Raw genomic sequence first — 23,501 nt, 5'->3', positions numbered from 1 at the left:
CAGCGGCTGACAGAGATCTGGCAGCGACCCCAGGCATCGTCCTTGGCATGACACACGTGCTGATCGTCGGCTCCGGGCCGACCGGACTGACCCTGGCCATCGAGCTGGCCCGCAGAGGCGTCGACCTCCGCATCGTCGAGAAGTCGCCGGAGCCACCCACGGGCGTGCGCGGCAAGGGCCTGCAGCCGCGCACGCTGGAGGTCTTCGACGACCTCGGTGTGGTCGACGAGATCCTCGCCACCGGCCGCGAGTACCCGAGCCTGCGCAGCTACCAGGGCGACCAGGTGATCTGGGAGGGCCGGATGGACGAGCTCCGGGAGCCGTCCGCCGACGTGCCGTACCCCAACCTGATCATGCAGCCGCAGTGGCGGACCGAGCAGATCCTGCGCGACCGGCTGGCCGAGCTGGGGCACGAGGTCGAGTTCGGGGCGGAGGTGACCGGCTTCGAGCAGGACGCGGACGGCGTGACCGTCACCCTGGGCAGCGGCGAGCGGATCCGCTGCGCGTACCTGGTGGGCGCGGACGGCGGTCGCAGCGTCGTACGCAAGCAGCTCGGCGTCGGCTTCGTCGGCGACACGTTCGAGGACGAGCGCATGCTGCTGGCCGACATCAGGACCGGCGACCTGGACCGCGAGCACTGGCACGTGTGGGGCTCGCCGGCCGAGCAGAAGATCTACTTCACGATCTGCCCGCTGCCGAACACCGACATCTTCCAGCTCGTCGCCCCGTACACCGGTGACGACGACCTGATCGCGCTCGTCGCCGAGCACGCGCCGCACGTGCGCATCGAGGAGATCCTCTGGCGGTCGGAGTACCGCGTCAACATCCGCATGGCCGACCGGTTCCGGGTCGGCCGGGTGTTCCTGGCCGGCGACGCGGCCCACGTGCACACGCCGGCGGGCGGCCAGGGGCTCAACACCGGCGTGCAGGACGCCTACAACCTGGGCTGGAAGCTGGCCATCGGCACCGAGGCGCTGCTGGACACGTACGAGGACGAGCGGATGGCCGTGGCCGCGCACGTGCTGGGCCTCAGCACCCGCCTGTACCGGGAGCAGGCCAACAAGCGCGGCGACGACACCAACCAGCTCGGCCTGGCCTACCTCGGCAGCCCGCTGTCCGTCGGCGAGCGCGGCGGCGAACGGCTCGGCGCGCTCTTCGCCGAGCAGCGCGGCACCGGCTTCCTGCTGCTGGCCGACACGGAGACCAAGTACCCGTTCACCGTGCTCCCGCCGCTCGACGGCCAGGAGGGCGTCATCCTCGTCCGCCCCGACGGCTACATCGGCTATCACGGGGACGAGAGCGGCCTCAGCGCGTACCTCTCCGGGTTCGGCATCGCCGCGCCCCTGGCCGACGCCGAGCGGTAGCCGTGCTCGCCCAGCGCGGCCCGGCACCTGGCGGCCAGCTCGTTGACGTGGGGATCGGCGGACTCGTCGATCCCGCGCAGCGCCCGCGCCGCGCCGAGCAGCTCGGCGGCCGCCTCCGGCTCCAGGTGCTCGGCCACCCCTTCCAGCACGGTCGCCCGCGCGGTCCTGTCGGAGCACGTGGCCATCAGCTCCAGGGCCCGGCGCAGCGGCTCGCGGGGCTCGCGAACCCGGGCGAGCTCGACATTCATGTACGCCCTGAGCTGGGCTGACACCTCGACGTCGAGCGCCAGCGCCGCCTCCAGCAGCCGGGCCGCCTGGTCCGGGTCGCCGGTGCGCCTGGCCAGCTCGGCCCTGGCGTGCATGACCCTGGCGAGCATCGCCCGGTCCTCGGACCGCACGGCCGACTCCCACGCCCGTTCGAGCGCGCGGGCCGCTCCGGCGTGATCGCCCGCGCGCCCCTTGAGCTGGCCGACCCGGATCAGGAACGTCATCGGCCCGAGCGCCGTGTCGAGCCCGGACAGCTCGGTGGCCAGCCGCTCCGGCTCCTCGGCCAGGGCGACCGCCGTGGCGAAGTCCCCGCGGTTCTCCGCGACGAGCGACAGCCAGAAGAGCCCCGCCCACTGCCCCCACCGGTCCCCGACGGTCCTGAACCCGTCGACCGCCGGCCCCAGCAGGTGCTCGGCCCCGGCCACCGCCCCGTACTCGAACCGCACGATGCCCGCGCCCAGCAGCGCCGCCGACCTGATCCACAGGTCGGGGTGGTCGCGCAGCCGCGCCGCCTGCCGCTCGGTGATGCTCACCACGTCGGCGGGCGTGCCGACCCCGGCCAGCGCCCACGAGTTCAGGGCGGCGGGGTGGTCGGAGCCGAGCACCGCCTCGGTCGGCGCGAACCCCGCCAGCACCCGGCAGATCCCGTGCGCCAGCTCCCGCCCCGGCGGCGGCACATCGCCCACCCTGCGCAGCACCGACGCGGCCTGCTCGCTGATCTCGCGATGCCTGCCGCGCATGATCCACGGCCAGAACCGCGGCAGGATCAGCCTGAGCGGGTCGTCGGAGTGGCGCAGTGCCGCGTCCAGGTTGCCCTGCTCGGCGTCCAGCACGGCCAGCCACTTGAGCTGCTCGCCGGTCCGCAGGTGCGGGTCGGCGGTCTCGGCCAGCTCCGTGTAGTAGCGGGCGTGGGCCTGTCGCAGCTCGGGGAGGTCGGCGGCGGCGTACTGCCTGATGGTCTCCAGCATCGTGTAGCGGTCGCCGGAGACCGCGATGAGCGACTTGTCCACCAGCGAGGAGAGCAGGTCGAGGTCGCCGCCGCAGACCTGGGAGATCGCCTCGTACGTGGCGCCGCCCGAGAACACCGTCAGGCCCCGGAGCAGCTCGCGCTCGCGGTCGGAGAGCAGGTTCCAGCTCCAGTCGATGACCGCGCGCATGGTGCGGTGGCGCGGCTCGGAGGTACGGCCGCCGCGGAAGGCCAGCCGGTCGCCGAGCTGCCGCACCAGGACGGACAGCGGCATCGTACGCAGGCGCGCGGCGGCCAGCTCGATGGCCAGCGGGATGCCGTCCAGCTCGCGGCAGATCCGCGCGGCTTCCTCCGGCTCCACCCGCAGGTCGGGCCGGGCGGCGGCGGCCCGCTCCGCGAACAGCTCGGCCGCCTTCCCCTCGGGCAGCGGCAGCACGTGGTGCAGGGTCTCGCCGGGGATGTCGAGCGGTTCCCTGCTGGTGGCGAGGATCCGGAGGCCCGCCACCTCGGACAGCAGCGTACGGGCCGTCGTGGCGGCCTCGTCGATCACGTGCTCGCAGTTGTCCAGCACGATCAGCGGCGCGGTGCCGCGCAGGGCCCTGACCGGGTCGGTGGTCCTGAGCGTGCCCTCCAGGGCGGCCCGTACGCCGGTGGCGGTGGCGAGCTCGACCAGCCACACGCCGTCCGGCACGTGCAGGCCCGCGGCCACCTCCACGGCCAGCCGCGTCTTCCCCGCGCCGCCCGGCCCGACGAGGGTGACCAGCCTGGCCCTGCCGAGCTGGCCCTTCAGCCGGGACATGTCCTCGGAGCGGCCCACGAAGCTCGTGAGGCGGGCGGGCAGGTTGCTCTTCGGCTCGGCGTCCCGCAGCGCTTCCAGGTGGGCTTCGCGCAGCTCGGGTCCCGGGTCCACGCCCAGCTCCTCGGCCAGGGCCGCCTTGATCCGCTCGAAGAGCGCGAGCGCTTCGGCCCGCCGGCCCTGGGTGACGAGGGCGCGCATGAGCAGGGCGTGGAACGGCTCCCGTAAGGGATACGCGGCAATCAACCCCTCCAACTCCGCCACCAGCCCAGCCCCCCGGTCAGCGGGATCGGCCGAGCCGGCGGGGTCGGCGGCGGGGTCGTCGGTAGTGGTGGCGCTCGGGGCGGCAGCGGGGTCGGTGGTGGGGTCGGTGGTGATCGTCGTGGTCAGGTCGGCGGCGATCCTCGTGGTCAGGGCGGTCAGGCGCAGCTCCTCCAGGCGGGCCGCGGGGGCCGTGGCGAAGGGCAGATCGGCCGCGTCGGCCAGCACCGGCCCCCGCCACAACGCCAGTGCCCGGTGCACCTCACCGGCCCGTACGAGCCGCTCGAACGCCCACGCGTCCACCTCACCCGGCGGCACATCCAGCACATATCCAGCGGGATGGGACGAGATCACGCCCGGCGCCTCCCTGCGCGCCCTGGACACCAGCGACTGCAGCGCCGCCATCGGATGCGCCGGCGCCTCACCCGGCCACAGGTCGTCGATCAGCCGGTCCGTGGTCACGACGCGTCCGGGGTCGAGCGCCAGCCGTACGAGCAGCGCCCGCACCCGGGCACCGCCGACCGCGCACCCCGCCACCTGAAGCGGCCCCAGAATCCCGACCCGCATCCGCCCTCCCCGCCCGGACTCCACAGTACGCACCCGACAGGCTCCTATCGCAGGCCCATCCCATCCGCACTTCGGCTGGGGTCCTTGAAGGGGAAGAGGTGGAGTGGCCGGCTATCGCCGCCCGCTCCGAGTCGCGCCCCCGCGTCCTGAACGGAGGGCCTGAGGGAACGGGGCGTCCGTCGGTCGAGGTTCAGGGCGCTCTCCAGCGACGGCCGCGAGCCGGCCAGCGCGCACCCGTCGAACAGCGTGACCCGCAGCCCCGGGACGGCTCGCAGCACCGCGAGGTGGCCGGCGGTGACGCGGCCGTGGTCCTGGTTACCGCGCGTCCCGGGGCACGTCCTCGGGGTTGTTCCAGCCGGAGACGAACCACTGGGTTTCGCCGGTGGCGAGGTCGTACGACCGGCGTTTGATCGTGCCGATGTTGCCACCGTAGACGTGGATCCCGACAGTGGGTTCGCTGCCGACGGCAGCGACGGCATGGACATCGTCGTCGGTGGTGCAGCAGACGGTCACCTGCCCCGGCGCCCACCGCGTTTCGCCGGCCGGGGTCAGCGGCGTGCCCGCGGTGGACGCCGTCGGCTTGAGGTAGCGGAACTCGTGTTCGACTCCCGCGTAGATGCCGGCGACCCCCCACGTCTCGTGCGAATGTACGCCGGTCCGCTGGCCCACGTCCCAGACCACCGACGCCATCGACCAGCTGTCGTCGGGAGCGATGTAGAGCGGATACGTCACGTGACGCGCGGACGATGCTCGCGTGGCCTCTACCGGCAGCCGGTAACCGCCGGCCAGGAGAGCCGACAGCAGCTCGGCGACCCGCGCCGTGATCTCGTGCTCGTCGTCGGTGCTGCTCACCACGAGTCCTACGTCGTCGATGAACGTCCGCAGGCGATCAGGCTTCACAGCGCTCTCCTGTCCGCAGTGGCTTCAGCGCGGCGCTCCAGGCGAGGACCTGGTCCAGCAGGGTGGTGAGAGTGTCCTCGTGGCGTCCGGCCGGGCGGAAGACCGTGAAGTCCTCGAAATCGGTGAACAGCGACAGCTCCACCTGCGCGCTGACGTGGGCGACCTGAAGGCAGCTCATCACCAGCCGCAGGTGCTCGATGGCACGGACGCCGCCGACGCTTCCGTAGCCGACGAACCCGACCGCCTTGTTGGTCCACTCCGCGTACAGAAAGTCGATCGCGTTCTTCAGCGGGCCGGGTGCCGAGTGGTTGTACTCGGGTGTCACGAACACGTAGGCGTCGAACGAGGCGATCTTGGCTGCCCACGTGCGGGTGTGCGACCGGGTGTACCGGCCCGTGATCGCCGGCATCGGCTCGTCCAGGGGTGGAAGCGGGAAGTCGGCCAGGTCCACCACCTCGAACCTGGCGTCGCCGCGCTTGACCGCAAGATCATGGACCCAGCCGGCGACCGCCTCACCGTTGCGTCCGGGGCGGGTGCTGCCCATGATGATCGCTACGTCGATCATGATGAAGCACCCGGCAGGACCCGGTACTTGAGGTGGGTGACGCCGGGCGCCTCGACGGCCCGGATCTGCTCAAGCCGTACGTTCGCGCCCCCGAGGTTGTCGAGGAGGCGAGAACCGCCACCGAGCAACACCGGAACGACGTGCAGTTCGAGCTCGTCCAGCAGTCCTGCCGCCAGGTACTGCTGAACGACCTGGCCGCCGCCCCACAGCATGACGTCCTTGCCACCGGCGGCCTTCTTCGCCTGATCGAGCGCGGACTCGATTCCGTCGGTGACGAAGTGGTACGTGGTCCCTCCCTCCATCTCCACCGGCTCACGCGAGTGATGGGTGAGGACGAACACGGGGTAGTGGAAGGCCGGGTTCTCACCCCACCAGCCCTTCCACTGCCCGTCGCCCCAGGCGCCACCGCCGATGGGGCCGAACATGTTCCTGCCCATCACGCCGGCGCCAAGGTTGGCGATCGCCTCCTCGAAGACGGGTGTGCTCTCGTTCACCTCGCCGCCCTGACCGCCATGGGCTCGGCGGAAGGCGGCCAGCGGAACCACCCAGTCGTGGAGCCGGTCGCCACCCTCGCCGAGCGGGTTCTCCTCGCTCTGGTTCGGGCCGGCGACGAAACCGTCCAGCGAGATCGAGATGTGACACCTGAGCTTGCTCATCGTTCCTCCGTATCGGCTCGGCGCCGCTGTCCGGCGCCTCACCAGAGAGCATGGCCGGATCAACAGATGACGTCTAATGCCAATACTTCGGACTTCATATGGATATTCTGAATATGTGCTGAACCTGGTCCATCTCAAGGTGCTGGCCGCCGTGGCGCGACACGGGTCCGTGACTGAAGCGGCGAGAGAGCTGCACTACTCGCAGCCGTCGGTGAGTCATTACCTGTCCCGCCTCGAAGCGGCCACGGGTGTCAAGCTCGTCCAGCGGGTGGGTCGCGGGATCCGGCTGACCCCGGAAGGACAACTGCTGGCCGGCCGCGCCACCGAGATCGTGGGACGGGTCGACGCGGCGACCAACGAGCTGGCGGCGCAGGTCGGTTTGCGGACGGGACGGGTTCGGCTGGCCGCCAACGCGTCGCCGCTGAGCACGATCGTGCCGAAGGCGGCCGCCTCCTTGGACCAGGCGCATCCGGGGCTTGAGCTGATCCTGATCGACCGCCATCCGGTCGAAGCGCTCCAGATGTTGCGGCAGGGCGAGATCGACGTCGCCCTCATCTTCCGGTACGCCGGCGCTCCGGCCGAGGAGGAGGACGAGGGATTCCGCCTGGTCCACATCGGCGACGACCCGGTCTACCTCGTGAGCCGGCGACCCGACGACAACATCGCGAACCATCGCCACTCCGCATGGATCGGCGGCTGCGAACGGTGCCAGAACGAGCTGATCAACCTGTGCCGGCAAAAGGGCTTCACTCCACGCATCGCATCACTCAGCGACGACATGGTCGTCGTGCAAGCCCTCGTCGCCGTCGGCAAAGGCGTCACCACCCTGCCCGGACTCGCGCTACAAGCCCACCGCCGGCCCGACGTCCACACCACCGAGATCACCGGCTTCACCCGCCGGCTCTACGCCGTCACCTACGGCGATCCACCCGACCCACCCGCCACCCTCGCGCTGATCCAGGCCCTCCAGGACGCCGCCCGGTAGAGAGCCGGTCCGGTGAGCGGGCACCGCCAACGCGAGCGAGGAATGGACCGATGCCGATCTTGGCACCAGGCCGTCCACCGCGTCGACGCCTGGCATGCCTCCACACCCTTCGCCCGGCACCTCCCGCGCAACAGGCCGGATCAGGAGAACACCCTGGCCTTCAGCGCGGGAAAGCGCTGGACCAGCCGGAGGAAGGTCTTGAACCCCGTCCTGCTCACCCTGCTGCCGCCGACGAACTGCTCGGCCGCCCGCAGCGAGTCGCGGACGGCGGCGAAGCCGTACTCGCGCATCCGGGCCTCGTAGCCCGCGATGGCGTCAACAGGGTCGCCCCCGCCGGTGAGAGAGCCCGTCAGGGCCGCGCAGAGCAGGCGCGCGTCGCGTAGCGCGGTGTTCGCGCCGATGCCGCGCATCGGCGTCATGCTGTGGATGGCATCGCCGAGCAGGGTGATGTTCGTGGCGGGCCAGGGGTCGATGGGGATGGAGGTACGGATCGGCAGCAGCGAGACCGTGTCGGGGTCGGACCGGCCGACCACGGTACGCAGGTCGGGGTGCCACGATTCGATCTTCCGGGCCACGGTGGCCTTGAGCTGCTCGCCCGTCATTTCGGAAATGTTGGCGGGAAAGCGGGAGCGGGGCGCGCCGAACGCCCACAGGATGTAGCTGCTGGAGTTGTCCATCAGCGCCCCCTCCTGCTCCGTCACCCCGAACTCGCCGGACGCCACCCCGTCGCCCAGGTCGTGCGGCGCGGTGAAGAACCCCATGCCGCTGGGCGGGATGACGTTGTTCGGCCCGTCGATCAGCCGCGGCGCCACGAGCTTCCGGGTCTCGGCGGTGATCGGGAGCTTGCCGGCCACCGTGGTGATCCCCGTGTCCACCCGCTCGGCGTGCGGCAGGTACTGCTTGCGCACCCGCGAGTTCCCGCCGTCGGCGGCGACCACGATGTCCGCGCTCGCGCTCGTGCCGTCCGCGAAGAACAGCTCGACCCGCCCGTCGGGGAGCCGCTCGTACCTCTCGTACGTCTTCCCGAACCGTACGACGTCGTCGAGCCCCGACAGCAGCACCTGCCTGAGCGTGATGCGGCTGGCCGAGTGGTGGTCGTCGGCCGGGTCGGCCGCCCTGGGCGCCTCGATCACCGCGAGCCGCTTCAGCTGCTCGGTGACGAACCCGAAGTCCTGCCCGCCGTGCCCGGTCGTGTCGAGGAACGCCTGCCAGAGGTGCGCGGGCAGGCAGTCGTGCAGGGCGCGGGCGCCGTTCGGGTCGATGTGGACGCGGTAGCCCTGCAGCCGGTCGGCCGGGGTCCGGTCCCGCTCGTAGACGGTCACGTCGAGCCCTGCCTTGCGCAGCCCCTGGGCCAGGCAGAGCCCGCCGACGCCGCCGCCGATGATCGCGATGTTCCGTGTCATGACCCCGACTATCATCCATACGGATGATTCTGTCAACCATCCGGATGGATGATAGAGTGCCTATCGTGAGACGAGCACCCGAGGAGAAGCAGCGCGACCCCGAGCGCACGAAGGCCCGCATCCTGCAGGCGGCGCTGGAGGAGTTCGCGGCGAAGGGGTTCGCGGGGGCGCGGGTCGGCGAGATCGCCACCAGGGCCGGGGTGAACAAGCAGCTGATCTCCTACTATTTCGGCGGAAAGGAGGGCCTCTACCAGGCCCTGACCGCCCGCTGGCAGGCCGAGGAGAGCGGGTTCGCCGACCGGTCGGCCTCGCTCGGCGCGCTCGCCGCCGATTACGTGCGCGCCAACGCCGCCCGCCGCGACTACGGCCGGCTGATGCTCTGGCGGAGCCTCACCGACGACGGGCCGCCCGACCCGGCGTTCGTCGAGGACGTACGCCGGGATCTGGAGCTCCTGCGCGAGCGCCAGCGGGACGGGGAGTTCCCCGCGGACCTCGACCCGGCGGCGGTGCTGGTGGCGCTGTTCTCGATGGCGGCGGCCGGCATCGCGTTCCCGCAGCTCGTCCAGGCGGTCTGGGGGCGGGATCCGGCGTCGCCGGAGTTCGCCGAGCATTATGCGCGGGAGGTCGACAAGCTCCTGGGCCACCTGCGGGGTTCGTGACCGTCCGGGGCTCAGACGGTGGTTTCCTGGTAGATGTGCCTGATCTCGTGGTGGACGGCAGTGGCAAGCTCTGCGTGCAACTGCTCATCGAACTCCGCGGTCACGTGCGCCAGGCCGGTCCCGGAGCGGTGATCCACCTCATCGCCACCGACCCCGCCGCGCCCGTCGACCTGCCTGCCTGGTGCCATCTGACCGGGCACACGTACCTGGGGCCGGTGCCGGGGGCCGAGCCGCCGACGTACGCGCTGCGCGTGGCCGGGGCCGCCAAGGAGACCGACGACGCCAGACCCTGGCACGTGGCTTAAGCGGTTAATTCCCTTACCGAATGGGGTGGCCTAGAGTATGAGGGTTATCCGGTTCAGAGAGGGAGCCCGTGAAGCGACCCACGATCGCCGACATCGCCAGCCGGGCGGGAGTGTCCAAAGTGGCGGTCTCCTACGCGCTCAACGGGCAACCGGGCGTATCCGATGCGACGCGGGCCAGGATCGTCGCCATCGCCGAGGAGATCGGCTGGCGGCCCAACAGCGCGGCGCGGGCGCTCAACGGCGCCCGGGCCAACTGCGTGGGCCTCGCGCTCTGCCGCCCCGCCCGCATCCTGGGCGTCGAGCCGTTCTTCATGGAGCTGATCAGCGGCATCGAGGGCGTGCTCGCCGACCGCTCGTATGCGCTGCTGCTCCAGGTCGTCACGGGCCATGAGCAGGAGAGCGAGGTCTACCGGCGCTGGTGGGGCGAGAGCCGCATCGACGGCGTGTTCCTGGTGGACCTGCACTATTCGGACTCCAGGGTGGTCGAGCTGGAGCGGCTGGGGATGCCGGTCGTGGTCATCGGGCATCCCACCGAGTCGGGCTCGCTGTCGGCGGTCTGGTCAGATGACGGCGAGGCCGTGCGCGAGACCGTCGGCTACCTCGTCGCGCTGGGCCACCGCCGCGTCGCGCGGGTGGCGGGGCTGCCGGAGCTGGTCCACACGACCGTCCGCGACCAGGCGTTCGAGCAGGCGTGCGAGGGCGTGGCCGAGCACGTTACCGTGCACACCGACTACACCGGCGAGGAGGGCGCCAGGGCCACCAGGCGGCTGCTCAGCTCGCCCAACCGGCCCACGGCGATCATCTACGACAACGACATCATGGCCGTGGCGGGCATGTCCGTGGCCCAGGAGATGCGGGTCGAGGTGCCGCGCGACCTGTCCATCGTGGCCTGGGACGACTCGCCGCTGTCGCAGGTCGTCCGGCCGCCGCTGACCGCGCTCACCCGCGACATCCCCGCGTACGGGGCGCACGCCGCCCAGCGGCTGCTCGCGCTGATCGCGGGCGAGAGCGTGCCCCCTTACGAGGACCGGGCGGCCGTGCTCACGCCGCGCGGCAGCACCGGCCCCGCTCACTCGGTGTAGCGGGGCCCTGCTCGCGCTGTGCAGCGGCGGCTCTCTCGCCCGGTGTGGCGGCGGCCCCGGCGCGTGCCGCGGGTGGGGCGGGCGGCTGGCAGACCGCCGCTTCCCCACCCGCGGCACGTGCCGTCCCCTCCTCCGCGGCACGTCCGGAGCCGTCTTCTGCTTCCCCCCGGCTCCACCATGACGGAGTTCGCAGGAGAGCGCCTGAGTACCCCTATACCTAAAAGAGACGAGAACGTGACCGGGCGTGGCGGCGGCGATCGGGGCTTAACGGCTGGTCGGGCGGGTAGGCGGGCGATATGACCCGCTGAGGGGGTAACAATGGTCGAGCCGGGCCCATGGATCGAGGGATACGTACGTGCCTGGAACTCCAACGATCCCGACGACATCGCCGCGTTGTTCACCGAGGACGCCGTCTACTACACCGAGCCGTACAGCTCTCCGTGGCAGGGGCGGGACGACATCGTCTCGCAGTGGCTCGGGCGGCAGGACAAGCCTGGTGAGGCCGAGTTCGAGTGGCATCCGGTGAGCGTGGCCGACGACGTCAGCGTTATCCAGGGGGTCACGACATATCCCGACAAAACGTACAGTAATCTATGGGTGATCAGGTTTGTGCCCGATGGTCGATGTCGTGAATTCACCGAATGGTGGATGCGGCATGATTCCAAATGATGCAATGGGCCGAGCCGTCTTCATCCGAGGAGATCCGTTGAGAGACAACCTCGACCTCGCCGCGAGCGCCCAGGAACTGGCGGACGCCGCCCCGACGGGATCGATCGACCACGCCGCAGCCTCGTCCGTGGCCATCACGCTCGCCACCACTCGCGACATCACAGATGCCAGGAAGACGCTGGACGGGGTCTCCCCGGAGGAGGTCCGGGAGGCGGCCCTGGCCCTCTTCGAACAGCTGTCGACCGGCAGCTGACGCCTGCAACCCGGGCTCGGGCGCCGCATCCGCCGCGCCCGAGCTTTCGCGCGCCCTGGGATCGGTGGGAGCACGACGACAAGCAGGGCGAGCGCGTCAAGGGGGAGGGGCGGCCGGGGCCGAGAGCCGGGTCAGGTGGTGAGGCGGGTCCGGATGGCGTGGCGGGCTTGGGAGGGGGCCATTGGGTCGTGGTGGAGCTGGAGGGCGTGGTTCAGGGCCATGACCGCGCCGAGCAGCTCGAACGCGAGCTGATCCGGGTCCGTCCCCGCGGGCAGCTCGCCCGCGTCCACCGCGCGCCCGGCCTCCTTGCGCAGCCGTCCGCGCCAGGCGTCGAACCTGGCCGCCACCGCGTCCCGCACGGGCCCGGGCCGGCCGTCGAACTCGTGGGCCGCGGCCACGAAGAAGCACCCGCCGGGGAAGACCCCCCGCTCCAGGTACGAGATCCACGCCTCGCACAGCACCCGCAGCCGGGTCAGGCCGGGCGCGGCGGGCCGGGCGGGCTCCCAGACCTCGGTACGGAAGATCTCTCCGGCCCGGTCGAGGACGGCAAGCTGCAGCGCCTCCTTGGAGCCGAAGTGCCCGAGCACGCCTGACTTGCTCATGCCCAGCTCGGCGGCGAGGCGGCCGATGGTCAGCCCTTCGAGCCCCTCGGAAGAGGCGATGGCGACCGAGCGCTCCAGGATGGCCGCACGGGTGCTGAGGGCTTCGGCGACGGACTTGCGCGGGCTCACGTCCGCTACTTTAGCGTCCGAACGTTCGGTTGCTATAGTCCGCCCATGAACGGATCACGACTTGTCGCCACAGGTCACTATCAACCAGCAAAAATCCTGACAAATGATGAGCTGGCGGCCATGGTGGACACCAACGACGAGTGGATAACCAAGCGCGTCGGCATCCGTACCCGGCACGTGGCCGAACCCGACGAGACCGTGACCGACCTGGCCCGGCACGCCGCCGCCAAGGCCCTGGCGGCGAGCGGCCTGGACGCCGCCGAAATCGACCTCCTCCTGGTCGCCACCTGCACCCAGACGGAGCGCGCCCCGAACATCGCCTCCCGCGTCGCCGCCCGGCTCGGCGTGCCCGGCGCGGCCCTGGTGGACGTCGGCGTGTCGTGCTCCGGCTTCACCCACGCCCTGGCCGTGGCCGACCACGCCATCCGCGCGGGCGCGGCCACGAACGCCCTGGTCGTGGGGGCGGACAAGATGACGGCCGTCACCGACTGGACCGACCGGACCACGTGCGTGCTGACCGGCGACGGCGCGGGGGCGGCCGTGATCAGCGCGGCTCCGGAGGCGGAGATCGGCCCCGTGGTGTGGGGCTCCGCGCCGGAGCTGGGCAGCGCCGTACGCATCGAGGGCACCCCGACCCGCTTCTCCCAGGACGGCCAGACCGTCTACCGCTGGGCCACCACCCAGCTCCCCGACATCGCCAGGAAGGCGTGCGAGCGCGGCGGCGTACGCCCGGAGGACCTGGCGGCGGTCGTCTTCCACCAGGCGAACCTGCGCATCATCGAGCCCGTCGCGGCCAAGCTCGGCGCGGTCAACGCGATCGTGGCGCGCGACGTGGTGGAGTCGGGGAACACCTCGGCCGCGAGCGTGCCGCTGGCGCTGTCCAAGCTGCTGGAGCGGGGCGAGGTCCGGCGCGGGGCGCCGATGCTGCTGTTCGGGTTCGGAGGGAACCTGTCGTACGCGGGCATGATCGTCCGATGCCCCTGACGGGCCCGCCTCAAGAGCTGCCCCTGAGTCAGGACAGGCCCGGCGGGGAGGTGGAGTCGCGGATCACGAGCTGGCAGGGCATCTTGTGCACCCCGGGCGTCGCCTTCCCGTCGATGGCGGCGAACAGGTGCTGGGCCGCGGTGCGCCCCAGCTGCTCCAGGTTCATGTCCACGGTGGTCAGGGCGGGCCGGGTCTCCGTGGACAGCACCTCCCAGTTGTCGTAGCCGACCACCGCGATGTCCTCCGGCACCCGCCGCCCGCGTTCCCTGGCCGTCTCCACGAAGCCGGCCGCGATCTGGTCGCTGCCGCAGAACACCGCGTCGACCTCCGGCTCGGCCATCAGCAGCATCTCGGCCGCGTGCCGCCCCCACCGCTGCGACCAGGGGCCCGACAGCGTCTGCCCCGCCTGCGGCAGCCCCGCCTCGGCGAGCGCCTGGCGCAGGCCCTCCTCGCGGTCGCGTGACGCCTTGTAGTGCGTGGGCCCCGTGATGTGCGCGATCCGGCGCCGACCCATCGCCAGCAGGTGGTTGACGGCCATGGCGGCCGCGCCGACGTCGTCCGGCACGAACGACACGTCCGACGGGTCCTCCGAGGGGCCGTAGGCGTACACGACCGGCACCGGCAGGTCCTTGCTCACCGACGGCCGCGGGCTCGTGCTCTCGCCCACCACGATCAGCCCGTCCACCCGGCGCGACAGCAGCGCCCGTACGTGGTGCTGCTCCCTGATCGCGTCGCCGCGCGCGTCGCAGAGCAGCACGGCCATCTCGCCGGCCCCGAACGCGTCCTCCGCCCCGAGGAGCACCGGGATGCCGAACCGGCCGACGCTGTCGGAGGTCAGCAGGCCGACCGTGCGCGTCTGTCCCGAGATCAGCCCCCTGGCCAGGGCGTTCGGCTGGAAGGAGAGCTCCGCCGCGGCGGCCAGCACCCGCTCGCGCGTCGCGGCCCGCACGTCCTGGCGCCCGTTGAGCGCTTTGGACGCCGTGGCGATCGAGACCCCCGCCAGCGAGGCCACATCGGAGATGGTCGCCCGCTTACTCGCCATGTTTCGAAACCCTTTTCGTCACCTGTGAACTGCATAGAACCCTAGCACCCATTGACATGGACTCTTGTTTCTTCTACGTTTCCGAAAACCTTTAAGTCCAGGAGCACAACATGAGACGAAGGCTGGCCGGGATCTCCCTCCTCGGTGTGTTAGCGCTCACAGCGGCGGCCTGCGGCAGCGGCGGCGGTGGTGGTGGGGGCAGCACTCCGTCGTCGGACAGTCCCGTGACGATCACCATGTGGACCCGTGCGGCCACCCAGACGCAGAGCGAGCGGCTGGTCAAGGCCTACAACAGCAGTCACAAGAACGTTCAGGTCAAGCTCACCGTCATCCCGACCGACAACTACCAGCCGCGCATCGCCGCGGCGGCCGGTGCCAAGCAGCTCCCCGACGTGTTCGCGGCCGACGTCATCTTCGTCCCGAACTACACCTCTCAGGGTCTGTTCATGGACATCACGGACAGGGTCGCGAAGCTGCCGTTCAAGGACGGCCTGGCCCCCTCCCACATGAAGCTCGGCACGCTCGACGGGAAGATGTACACGCTCCCGCACACGCTCGACCTGTCGGTCTGGTTCTGGAACAAGGACCTCTACCAGAAGGCCGGGCTCGACCCGGAGCAGGGGCCGAAGTCGCTGAAGGAGTTCGCCCAGCAGGCGACCACGATCCAGGAGAAGCTCGGCAAGGACGGCAAGGTCCACGGCACCTTCTTCGGTGGCAACTGCGGCGGCTGCTACGTCTTCACATTCTGGCCCTCCGTCTGGGCCGCCGGCGGCCAGGTCATGAACGCCGAGGGCACCCAGTCGCTCAACGACCAGGCCGCGATGACCGACGTGTTCAAGATCTGGCGCGACCTGTACGACAAGAAGGTGACCGGGCCGACCGCCAAGGAGGAGCAGGGCCCGACCTGGACCGGTTTCTTCCCCAAGGGCGAGATCGGCGTCATGCCGATGCCCTCCACCACGCTCGGTCTCATGCCCAAGGACATGAAGATCGGCGTCGCCCCGATCGCCGGCCCCGACGGCGGCGAGTCCACGTTCGTGGGCGGCGACTCCGTCGGCATCTCCGCCACCTCCAAGAACCCCGACGCGGCCTGGGACTTCCTGTCCTGGACGGTCTCCGACGAGGCCCAGGTCGAGGTCATGGCCAAGAACAAGGACGTGCTCGCGCGTACCGACCTGGCCAGCAACAAGTACTCCGCGGAGGACCCGCGCGTGGTGCTGATCAACTCGCTGGTGGCCAAGGGCCAGACGCCGTACGCGCTGCGCTTCGGCCAGACCTTCAACGACCCGCAGGGCCCGTGGCTGCGCTTCGCCCGCGAGGCCGTGTTCGGTGACGCCTCGAAGCTCCCGCAGCTCAACGCCGAGATCACGAAGTCACTTCAACAATGACTCTGACGATGAACCGAACCGGGCGGCGGGCGGCGCACTCCGCGCCCTCCGCCCGGTGGCGGAGCAGGAAGGTACAGGGCTGGCTGTACACGGCTCCGACGGCTGTCATCGTGGGGGTGCTCTTCATCGCGCCCCTCGTGCTGGTCGTCTGGATGTCGCTGAACCGCTGGCCCCTGCTCGGCCAGGCCACGTTCAACGCCCCCGACAACTACCTCAAGATCGGCGACAACCCGCTCTTCATCGACGCGATCCTCTTCACGCTCAAGTACACGGCGATCACGACCGTCCTGCTGTCGGGCGTGGCGCTCGGGCTGGCCATGCTGGTGCAGGACCGCAGGCCGGGCATCGGCTTCTTCAGGACCGCGTTCTTCCTGCCCGGCGCCGTGGGCTTCGCCGCCGCCGGCCTGCTGTTCTACGGGATGCTGAACAACGACTTCGGCCCCATCGACCCCCTGCTCCAGGCGCTGCACATCACCAGCGAGCCGGTCAAGTGGATCGGCACGCCGAACATGGCGCTGTTCTCCACGATCACGCTGGTGCTGTGGCGCTTCGCCGGTTTCAACATGCTCATCCTGCTGACCGGCCTGCAGGCCATCCCGACCGAGGTGTACGAGGCCGCGAGGAGCGACGGCGCGAACCGCTGGCAGATCTTCACCAAGATCACGCTCCCGCTGCTGCGCCCGACGCTGGCACTGATGCTGATCCTCAGCGTCACCGGCTCGCTGCTGGCCTTCGACCAGTTCTTCGTCTTCACCAACGGCGGCCCCGACAACAGCACGGTCTCGATGGTCATGGTCGTCTACCGCGACGCGTTCTTCCGCTTCGACCTCGGCGGCGCGGCGGCGCTCTCGGTCGTCCTGCTGGTCGCCCTCGTCGGGCTCAACACGCTGATGATGCGGAGGCTGCGATGAGCCGTTACCTCACGCTGTCCGCCCTGGCGGTGCTGTTCCTGTTCCCGCTGGTGTGGAGCGGCTACGCCTCGCTGGAGGAGCCGTCGAACTACCTGGAGATGGCCCGCTTCGGCGAGGGGCTCGGCACGTACGCGACCAACAGCGTGCTGGTCTCGGTGATGACGGTGGCGGGCACCCTGGTCGTCTCCGCGCTCGGCGGCTACGGCTTCGCCCGCTTCGACTTCCCCGGCAAGAACCTGCTGTTCCTGGCCACGCTGGCGATCCTCATGGTGCCGTACGCGACGATCCTGATCCCCCTCTACGTGCTGCTCGGCTACCTCGGCCTGCAGAACTCCCTGGTCGGGCTCTCGCTGGTGTTCGTCATGTTCCAGCTGCCGTTCGCGCTGTTCATGATGCGCAACGCGTTCGAGGCGCTGCCGCGCGAGCTGGAGGAGGCCGCGCTGGTGGACGGCTGCGGCACGTTCAGGGCGTTCGCCAGGATCCTGCTGCACGCCGTGCGGCCCGCGCTGATCACGGTGGGCCTGTTCGCCTTCCTGGCCTCGTGGAACGACTTCTTCGCGCCGCTCATCCTGCTCAACGACGGCGCGTCGTTCACCCTGCCGGTGGCCGTGGTCAGCATGACGCAGCAGACGTTCGGCGCCATCGACTACGGCATGCTCCAGGCCGGCGTCATGGTCATGGCCTTCCCCTGTCTCATCCTCTTCATCGTGCTGCAGCGCCACTACGTGCGCGGATTCATGTCAGGAGCTCTGCGTGGCTAACCCTGTCCTGCCCTCATCGGGCGCCCTGTCCCCCCTCGGCCTCGACGCGGTACGGCTGCTCCCCGGCTTCTGGGGCGACCGGGCCGCGCTCAACCGCGAGGTCACGATCGCCCACTGCCAGGAATGGGAAGAGCGGGAAGGCTGGATCGGCAACTTCCGGGGCGAGCGGCCCCGCCGGGGGCGGGAGTTCAGCGACTCCGAGATCTACAAGCTGCTGGAGGCCATGGCCTGGGCCGACCACCCGGCGCTGCCCGCGCTGGCCGCGACCGTGGCCCAGGCCCAGGAGGGCGACGGCTACATCAACACCCGCTGGTCCGGCAGCCGCTACACCGACTTCGAGTGGGGCCACGAGCTCTACTGCTACGGGCACCTGATCCAGGCCGGGGTCGCCCGGCTGCGCATGCACGGCGAGGACCGGCTCACCCAGGTCGCGGTCAAGGCCGCCGACCACGTGTGCCGCCGCTTCATGGAGGGCACCCAGACCTGCGGTCACCCGGTGATCGAGATGGCCCTCGTCGAGCTCTACCGCGCGACCGGCACCGAGCGCTACCTGGAGATGGCCCGCCGCTTCGTCGAGCGCCGCGGCCTGCCCGCGCTCGCCGACATCCCCTTCGGCCGCGCCTACTACCAGGACGACATCCCGGTCAGGCAGGCCCAGGTGTTCCGCGGGCACGCGGTGCGCGCGCTCTATCTCGCCTCCGGCGTGGTGGACGTGGCGGTCGAGACCGGCGACCAGGAGCTGCTGAAGGCGATCGAGTCCCAGTGGGAGCGCACGGTGGCCCGGCGTACCCACCTGACCGGCGGCATGGGCTCGAGGCATGCCGACGAGTCGTACGGCGAGGACTACGAGCTGCCGCCGGACCGGGCCTACAACGAGACCTGCGCGAGCATCGCCTCCGTCATGCTGGCGCACCGGCTGCTGCTGGCCACCGGCGACGCCCGCTACGCCGACCTGGCCGAGCGCACCCTCTACAACATGCTCGCCACGGGGGTGGCGCTGGACGGCAAGTCGTTCTTCTACGCCAACCCGCTGCAGGTGCGGGTGCCGGCGGTGCCGCTGGAGGGGGTCAACCACGCCGCGGAGGGCGGGCTGCGCTCGCCCTGGTTCGACGTGTCCTGCTGCCCGAACAACATCGCCCGCACGATGGCCTCGCTGGCCGCGTACGTGGCCACGACCACCGCGGACGGGATCCAGATCCACCACCACACGCCGTCGGAGATCCGGCACGACGGCCTGGCGGTACGCGTGGAGACCGGCTACCCGTGGACCGGCTCGGTGAGCGTGCGGGTGCTGGAGGGCGGCGAGGGCCGGATCGGGCTGCGCGTCCCCGCCTGGGCCACGGACGCCACGCTCGCCCGCGTCCCGGCCTCCTCGCCGGAGGCGCCGCTGGCGGAGGGCCCGGAGGTGCGCCCGGTCGATCCCGGTTACGCCTACGTCGAGGGGCCGTGGCGGGCCGGTGACGAGATCCGGCTGGAGCTGCCGATGGCGCCCAGGTGGACGTTCCCGGACCGGCGGATCGACGCGCTGCGGGGGAGCGCGGCCGTGGAGCGGGGGCCGCTGGTCTACTGCGCCGAGTCGGTGGCCGACGAGCCGGCGCTGGGCGACCTGACCGCGCGGGTCCAGCCGCCCGTGGAGCACCACGGGGCGGACGGGGTGGTGGAGCTGGAGGTGGAGGCGTCGCTGGGCGCCGGCGGCGGCAACGGCTGGCCGTACGCGCCCGTCCAGGACGGGCAGGGGAGCGGCCCCGACGTCAGGCTCCGGCTCGTGCCCTACCACCGGTGGGGCAACCGCGGCCCCGCGACCATGCGTGTCTGGCTACCGATCTAGGAGAGGCAAGTGCGTAAACCGTTGGTGTGCTTGGCTGTGTTAACGCTCACAGCTTCGCTTGCCGCGTCACCCTCGTACGCCGCCCAGGACGACCTGGGACTGCCGGTGTTCACGGGCGCCGACCCGGTGCCCGCCGAACCCGTGGCGTACCACCCCCGCAAGATGATGGAAGAGATCTACAAAAAGGAGAAGGGCGGCGACTCGTACTGGATCGACCGCATGCTGGCCCGCCCCGGCGACGATCCGGCGGGCCCGTGGTTGATGACGCGCGGGCGGGCGCTGTTCATGAAGGAGCACGATCCCTCGGTCATCGGTTTCGGCGGGTTCGTGGCGTACTGGGAGAGCATCGACAACCGCGGCGCGTACGAGGTCTCGCTGGGCACCCAGCTCACCGAGGACGTCTCCAAGCGCCTGCAGATGCCCAGCCACTGGACCGGGCAGTACGCGGGTGACGGCCTGTCGGTCGGGGTGAAGAAGTTCATCACCCACGAGAACGTGGCCGTGACGACGCTGGAGATCACCAACACCGGGTCCGCGGCGCGCTCCGTGCCGATCACCGTGACCTCGCCCTACACCAGGACGCCCGACGGCGACCGCGAGCTGACCGGGACCGTCTGGGCCAAGAACAAGCTGACCACGATCTTCCCCCGGCTCAGCGGCGACGGGCTGAAGGTCTCCGACGGCACGCTCAGGGGCTCGCTGACGGTCGAGCCGGGCAAGACCGTGCGGACCAAGGTGCAGATGGGCTTCGTCACCGACGAGCTGCCCGGGTCGCGCGCCGAGTACGACGGCTACAAGGGCCGCTCGCCCGAGAAGGCGCTGCGGCGCCAGCTCCAGGACTACAACGCCTGGTGGGCCGAGAACCTGCCCTACATCGACGTGCCCGACGAGAACATCAAGAAGTTCGTGTACTACCGCTGGTGGCTCATGCGCTTCAACTTCCTCGACGCCGACATCCCCGGGAACGACTTCCAGTTCCCCACGTCGGTCGAGGGGGCGCTGGGCTACAACAACGCGATCGTGCTGACCGTGCCGATGTTCGTGCAGGACCTGAAGTACCTGCGGGACCCGATCTACTCGTACGGGCCGTGGGTGTCGGCGGGCGAGGTCTCGCGCAACTCCAAGTACACCGACAACCCCGGCGACCCCGAGAACTGGTCGAACAGCTACACGCAGTACATCTCGGCCGCGGCCCTGGAGAGCTACCAGCTCCACGGCGGCCAGCCGTCGATCCTGCGCAACCTGGCCCGCTACGCCGAGAAGGACGTGTACGGCCAGCTCGACGCCTACGACTCCAACAAGAACGGCGTCATCGAGTACGACTGGGAGGCCATGACCGGCAACGACGCCGACGCGGTGTCGTTCCACTACTACGACCGGGCCAACGAGCGGCTCGAAGGCGCCTACGTCTACGCCAACGCGATGGCGGCGGCGCAGGCGTACGAGCTGGCGGGCGACGTGGCAAAGGCGGCCGAGATGCGCGGGGTGGCCGACAAGGTCAGGAACGGCATCCTCACGCTGCTCTGGGACGAGCAGAACAAGCTGTTCAAGCACCGCGACCTCCAGACGGGCAACCTGATCCCGTGGAAGGAGTCCAACAACTACATCCCGTACGCCACCGGGCTCGTGCCGACGGACGACCCGAAGTACCGGGAGGCGCTGCGCCTGTGGACCGATCCGGCGGAATATCCGATCTTCCCGGCGTACACCGCCAACCAGAAGGACAAGAAGGAGGCCGCGGCCGCCGGCAACCCCGGCTCCAACAACTTCTCGCAGATCAACTCCACCCGGAACTTCGCGCTGTTCTCCAAGGCGCTGCGGCAGTACAGCTCGCCGTACATCACCGCCGACCAGTACAAGCAGCTCCTGTACTGGAACGCCTGGTCGCAGTACGTCGGCGGCGACACCCGCTACCCCGACGCCAACGAGTTCTGGGCCGACTGGAACCCCTCGACCAAGACCATCGGCTACCGCTCCTGGATCCACCACACGATCCTGGGCAGCAGCAACTGGACCGTCATCGAGGACGTCATGGGCCTGCGCCCGCGCTCGGACGGCAAGGTCGAGCTGTGGCCGGTGGACATCGGCTGGGACCACTTCAGCGTCAACGGCGTCAACTACCGGGGCAGTGACCTGACCATCGTCTGGGACAAGCCGGGCGACGGCACCAGGCACTACGCCGGGGTGCCCGAGGGGTACTCGATCCTGATCGACGGCAAGCGCAAGGTCACCCTGTCGGGGCTGGCGCACGCCGTCTGGGACCCCGCCACGGGCAAGGTCGAGGGCGGCCAGGTGGTCCACGCCGAGAAGGCCGCCTCCATGAAGGCCCCCGCCCAGGTCGAGCTCAAGGGCGACCGGGTGGAGGACCTGTTCCAGAAGGCCGGCGTGGACCTGCGCTCCACCCGCCCGAACCTGGTCAAGTCCGCCACCGCCTCCCACGGCGACCCAGCCGGCGCGGTGGACGGCTTCACGATCAACGAGCCGTACTGGGGCAGCAAGGGCTCCGGCAACGCCCAGGACTGGCTGGCGGTGGACCTGGGCTCGGCCCGGAAGGTCGACCAGGTCAAGCTGTACTTCTACAACGACCGCAAGGCGGGCGGCTACCGCGAGCCCGCCTTCTACACGGTGCAGTACCAGGACGGCGACACCTGGAAGGACGTGCCGGGCCAGGCCAGGAAGCCGGCCCACCCGCGGGCCAACCTCAACGTGGTCCGCTTCCCGGCCGTCACGACGCAGAAGCTGCGGGTGCTGGTCACGCACCAGCCCGGCTACGCGACGGGACTGAAGGAGGTGCAGGCGTACCTGACGGGCGCCGGCGCCGGCGCGGTCGCCAACAAGGCGCCGTCCGTGGTGGTCGTGCCCGACCCCGCGTTCAGCCGCCCGGGCCAGGCCAGGTTCGACGCGGTGGTCAAGGACGACGCGTTGCCGTCGGGCAAGCTCACGACCCAGTGGGCCAAGGTCGACGGGCCCGGCGAGGCGTTCTTCACCAACCCGACGGGCACCGACACGGTGGTGTCGTTCTCCGAGGCGGGCGCGTACCGGCTCAAGCTCACCGCCACGGACGGCGAGAAGAGCGGCTCCACGACCGTGACCGTGACCGCGACGGCCCAGGCCGCGCAGGTCAACGTGGCGCCCAAGGCCACCCCCACGGCCTCCTACACCTCGCCGTGGGAGAAGGTCACCGCGATCAACGACGGCATCGACCCGCCGCGCTCCAACGACGGCGCCAACCCCCGCTGGGGCACCTGGCCGCAGCAGGGCACGCAGTGGGTGCAGCTCGACTGGCCGTCGGCGGTGCGGATCAACAAGAGCGACGTGTACTTCTTCGACGACGGCGGCGGCGTGCGCGTCCCCGCCTCGTGGAAGATCCAGTACTGGGACGGCGACTCGTTCGAGGACGTCACCGGCGTCGCCTCCTACCCGAAGGCGGCCGACGCCTACAACACGGTCGCGTTCGACACCGTGACGACCTCGAAGCTGCGCGTCCAGCTCGAGGCCGGCGGGGCGTCGGTCGGCCTGCTGGAGGTCAAGGCGTACGAGGTCCCGCCGGACTCCGTGCGCCCCGCGCACGTCCCCACCCTGGCCGGCACGCTGCCGAAGCTGCCCGCCACCGTGGAGACCCTCTACGCGGACGGCACCCGCAGCTCGGCCGCCGTCACCTGGCAGCAGGTGACGGCCGACCAGGTCAGGACCGGCGGCACCAGCTTCACGGTCGCCGGCCTGGCCGAGGGCGTGCGCCAGCCCGCCCAGGCCACCGTGTACGTCCGCACGACCTCGGCGGTGACGATCACCTCGATCGCCGAGGAGGGCGTCGCCACCCGGGCCGGGGTCGCGCCCTCGCTGCCCAGGACCGTCGTGGCGACGTACAACGACGGGTCGAAGGACAGCTCGGTGGAGGTCATCTGGGAGGCGATCAGCCCTGACAAGTACGCCCAGCCGGGCACGTTCACGGTGAACGGTCAGGTGGCGGGCACGCCCGTCGCCGCCAAGGCCACGGTCACCGTCGGATAGCACGGATGCTCCCTGCCCTGGCTCAGCGGCGATCGCGGGTCAGGGCAGGGCCCGCGGATAACGTCCCGGAAACGGCCTACGGATTCATCCCAATTAAGGGGTCATAATCCTCTTCTACGGGAGGCGTGCCGGGGATCGGAGAGGCG

General features: G+C 70.5%; 20 protein-coding genes. 13 read left to right on the top strand and 7 right to left on the bottom strand.

The window, feature by feature from the left end; translation table 11 throughout:
• Positions 1 to 47 precede the first annotated feature (47 nt).
• Positions 48 to 1,364, top strand: coding sequence for an FAD-dependent monooxygenase (locus HD596_RS09515; protein WP_185068908.1), 1,317 nt, complete (start codon positions 48 to 50; stop codon positions 1,362 to 1,364).
• Here the strand turns inward: HD596_RS09515 and HD596_RS09510 are convergent.
• The 4 genes from HD596_RS09510 to HD596_RS09495 form a co-directional block, all read right to left on the bottom strand.
• Positions 1,286 to 4,222: an AfsR/SARP family transcriptional regulator gene (locus tag HD596_RS09510; protein WP_185068907.1), complete on the bottom strand. Its 2,937-nt coding sequence runs from the start codon at positions 4,220 to 4,222 to the stop codon at positions 1,286 to 1,288. The genes HD596_RS09515 and HD596_RS09510 overlap by 79 nt on opposite strands.
• A 315-nt stretch (positions 4,223 to 4,537) precedes the next feature.
• On the bottom strand, positions 4,538 to 5,122 hold the full coding sequence (locus HD596_RS09505; RefSeq protein ID WP_221519258.1) for a cysteine dioxygenase family protein: 585 nt from the start codon (positions 5,120 to 5,122) through the stop codon (positions 4,538 to 4,540).
• Positions 5,112 to 5,687 (bottom strand): NADPH-dependent FMN reductase, encoded by a 576-nt coding sequence (locus HD596_RS09500; RefSeq protein ID WP_185068906.1) that lies wholly within the window; start codon positions 5,685 to 5,687, stop codon positions 5,112 to 5,114. Before HD596_RS09500 ends, HD596_RS09505 begins: the two co-directional genes overlap by 11 nt.
• Entirely contained in the window at positions 5,684 to 6,343 is a 660-nt protein-coding gene (locus HD596_RS09495) for a dihydrofolate reductase family protein (protein WP_185068905.1), read from the bottom strand. Before HD596_RS09495 ends, HD596_RS09500 begins: the two co-directional genes overlap by 4 nt.
• A 139-nt stretch (positions 6,344 to 6,482) precedes the next feature.
• Between HD596_RS09495 and HD596_RS09490 the strand changes: the two genes are divergently transcribed.
• Positions 6,483 to 7,328: a LysR family transcriptional regulator gene (locus HD596_RS09490; protein WP_313043408.1), complete on the top strand. Its 846-nt coding sequence runs from the start codon at positions 6,483 to 6,485 to the stop codon at positions 7,326 to 7,328.
• A 140-nt stretch (positions 7,329 to 7,468) separates the two neighbouring features.
• Here the strand turns inward: HD596_RS09490 and HD596_RS09485 are convergent, their stop codons facing one another.
• Positions 7,469 to 8,731 carry an FAD-dependent oxidoreductase gene (locus HD596_RS09485; RefSeq protein ID WP_221519256.1) on the bottom strand — a complete coding sequence of 421 codons (1,263 nt, stop codon included), beginning with the start codon at positions 8,729 to 8,731 and terminating at the stop codon, positions 7,469 to 7,471.
• Between the two features lie 65 nt (positions 8,732 to 8,796).
• Here HD596_RS09485 and HD596_RS09480 point away from each other — a divergent pair, with 65 nt between their 5' ends.
• The 5 genes from HD596_RS09480 (at position 8,797) to HD596_RS09460 (ending at position 11,699) form a co-directional block, all read left to right on the top strand.
• Positions 8,797 to 9,390 (top strand): TetR/AcrR family transcriptional regulator, encoded by a 594-nt coding sequence (locus tag HD596_RS09480; protein ID WP_221519255.1) that lies wholly within the window; start codon positions 8,797 to 8,799, stop codon positions 9,388 to 9,390.
• A 35-nt stretch (positions 9,391 to 9,425) separates the two neighbouring features.
• Entirely contained in the window at positions 9,426 to 9,695 is a 270-nt protein-coding gene (locus HD596_RS09475) for a sulfurtransferase TusA family protein (RefSeq protein ID WP_185068902.1), read from the top strand.
• Between the two features lie 68 nt (positions 9,696 to 9,763).
• Entirely contained in the window at positions 9,764 to 10,777 is a 1,014-nt protein-coding gene (locus HD596_RS09470; RefSeq protein WP_185068901.1) for a LacI family DNA-binding transcriptional regulator, read from the top strand.
• Between the two features lie 318 nt (positions 10,778 to 11,095).
• Positions 11,096 to 11,446, top strand: coding sequence for a nuclear transport factor 2 family protein (locus tag HD596_RS09465; protein ID WP_185068900.1), 351 nt, complete (start codon positions 11,096 to 11,098; stop codon positions 11,444 to 11,446).
• Positions 11,447 to 11,483: 37 nt separating this feature from the next.
• The gene (locus tag HD596_RS09460) at positions 11,484 to 11,699 is read left to right on the top strand and encodes a hypothetical protein (protein WP_185068899.1); all 216 of its coding nucleotides are present in this window, start codon (positions 11,484 to 11,486) and stop codon (positions 11,697 to 11,699) included.
• A gap of 131 nt (positions 11,700 to 11,830) precedes the next feature.
• On the opposite strand, the gene HD596_RS09455 is transcribed toward HD596_RS09460, so the two are convergent.
• Positions 11,831 to 12,430 (bottom strand): TetR/AcrR family transcriptional regulator, encoded by a 600-nt coding sequence (locus HD596_RS09455; RefSeq protein WP_185068898.1) that lies wholly within the window; start codon positions 12,428 to 12,430, stop codon positions 11,831 to 11,833.
• Positions 12,431 to 12,475: 45 nt separating this feature from the next.
• Between HD596_RS09455 and HD596_RS09450 the strand changes: the two genes are divergently transcribed.
• Entirely contained in the window at positions 12,476 to 13,414 is a 939-nt protein-coding gene (locus HD596_RS09450) for a beta-ketoacyl-ACP synthase III (RefSeq protein ID WP_185068897.1), read from the top strand.
• Positions 13,415 to 13,442: 28 nt separating this feature from the next.
• Here the strand turns inward: HD596_RS09450 and HD596_RS09445 are convergent, their stop codons facing one another.
• A complete protein-coding gene (locus tag HD596_RS09445) occupies positions 13,443 to 14,456 on the bottom strand; it encodes a LacI family DNA-binding transcriptional regulator (protein ID WP_185068896.1) in 1,014 nt (337 codons plus the stop codon).
• A 110-nt stretch (positions 14,457 to 14,566) separates the two neighbouring features.
• On the opposite strand from HD596_RS09445, the gene HD596_RS09440 reads away from it, so the two are divergent.
• Genes HD596_RS09440 through HD596_RS09420 form a run of 5 tightly spaced genes read left to right on the top strand, consistent with a single transcriptional unit; the run spans position 14,567 to position 23,355 of the window.
• Positions 14,567 to 15,844: an ABC transporter substrate-binding protein gene (locus tag HD596_RS09440; protein WP_185068895.1), complete on the top strand. Its 1,278-nt coding sequence runs from the start codon at positions 14,567 to 14,569 to the stop codon at positions 15,842 to 15,844.
• Between the two features lie 8 nt (positions 15,845 to 15,852).
• Positions 15,853 to 16,755 (top strand): carbohydrate ABC transporter permease, encoded by a 903-nt coding sequence (locus tag HD596_RS09435; RefSeq protein ID WP_246554243.1) that lies wholly within the window; start codon positions 15,853 to 15,855, stop codon positions 16,753 to 16,755.
• Positions 16,752 to 17,516 carry a carbohydrate ABC transporter permease gene (locus HD596_RS09430; protein WP_185068893.1) on the top strand — a complete coding sequence of 255 codons (765 nt, stop codon included), beginning with the start codon at positions 16,752 to 16,754 and terminating at the stop codon, positions 17,514 to 17,516. The genes HD596_RS09435 and HD596_RS09430 overlap by 4 nt, the downstream gene beginning before the upstream one ends.
• A complete protein-coding gene (locus tag HD596_RS09425) occupies positions 17,509 to 19,344 on the top strand; it encodes a glycoside hydrolase family 127 protein (RefSeq protein ID WP_185068892.1) in 1,836 nt (611 codons plus the stop codon). The genes HD596_RS09430 and HD596_RS09425 overlap by 8 nt, the downstream gene beginning before the upstream one ends.
• A 36-nt stretch (positions 19,345 to 19,380) precedes the next feature.
• On the top strand, positions 19,381 to 23,355 hold the full coding sequence (locus HD596_RS09420) for a galactose-binding domain-containing protein (protein WP_313047519.1): 3,975 nt from the start codon (positions 19,381 to 19,383) through the stop codon (positions 23,353 to 23,355).
• Positions 23,356 to 23,501 lie beyond the last annotated feature (146 nt).

Origin of the sequence: Nonomuraea jabiensis (assembly GCF_014204795.1) — a bacterium.
GTDB classification, from domain to species: domain Bacteria; phylum Actinomycetota; class Actinomycetes; order Streptosporangiales; family Streptosporangiaceae; genus Nonomuraea; species Nonomuraea jabiensis.
The sequence above is the reverse complement of the archived record's forward strand: the minus strand, read 5'-3'. Positions and strand labels throughout refer to the sequence as shown.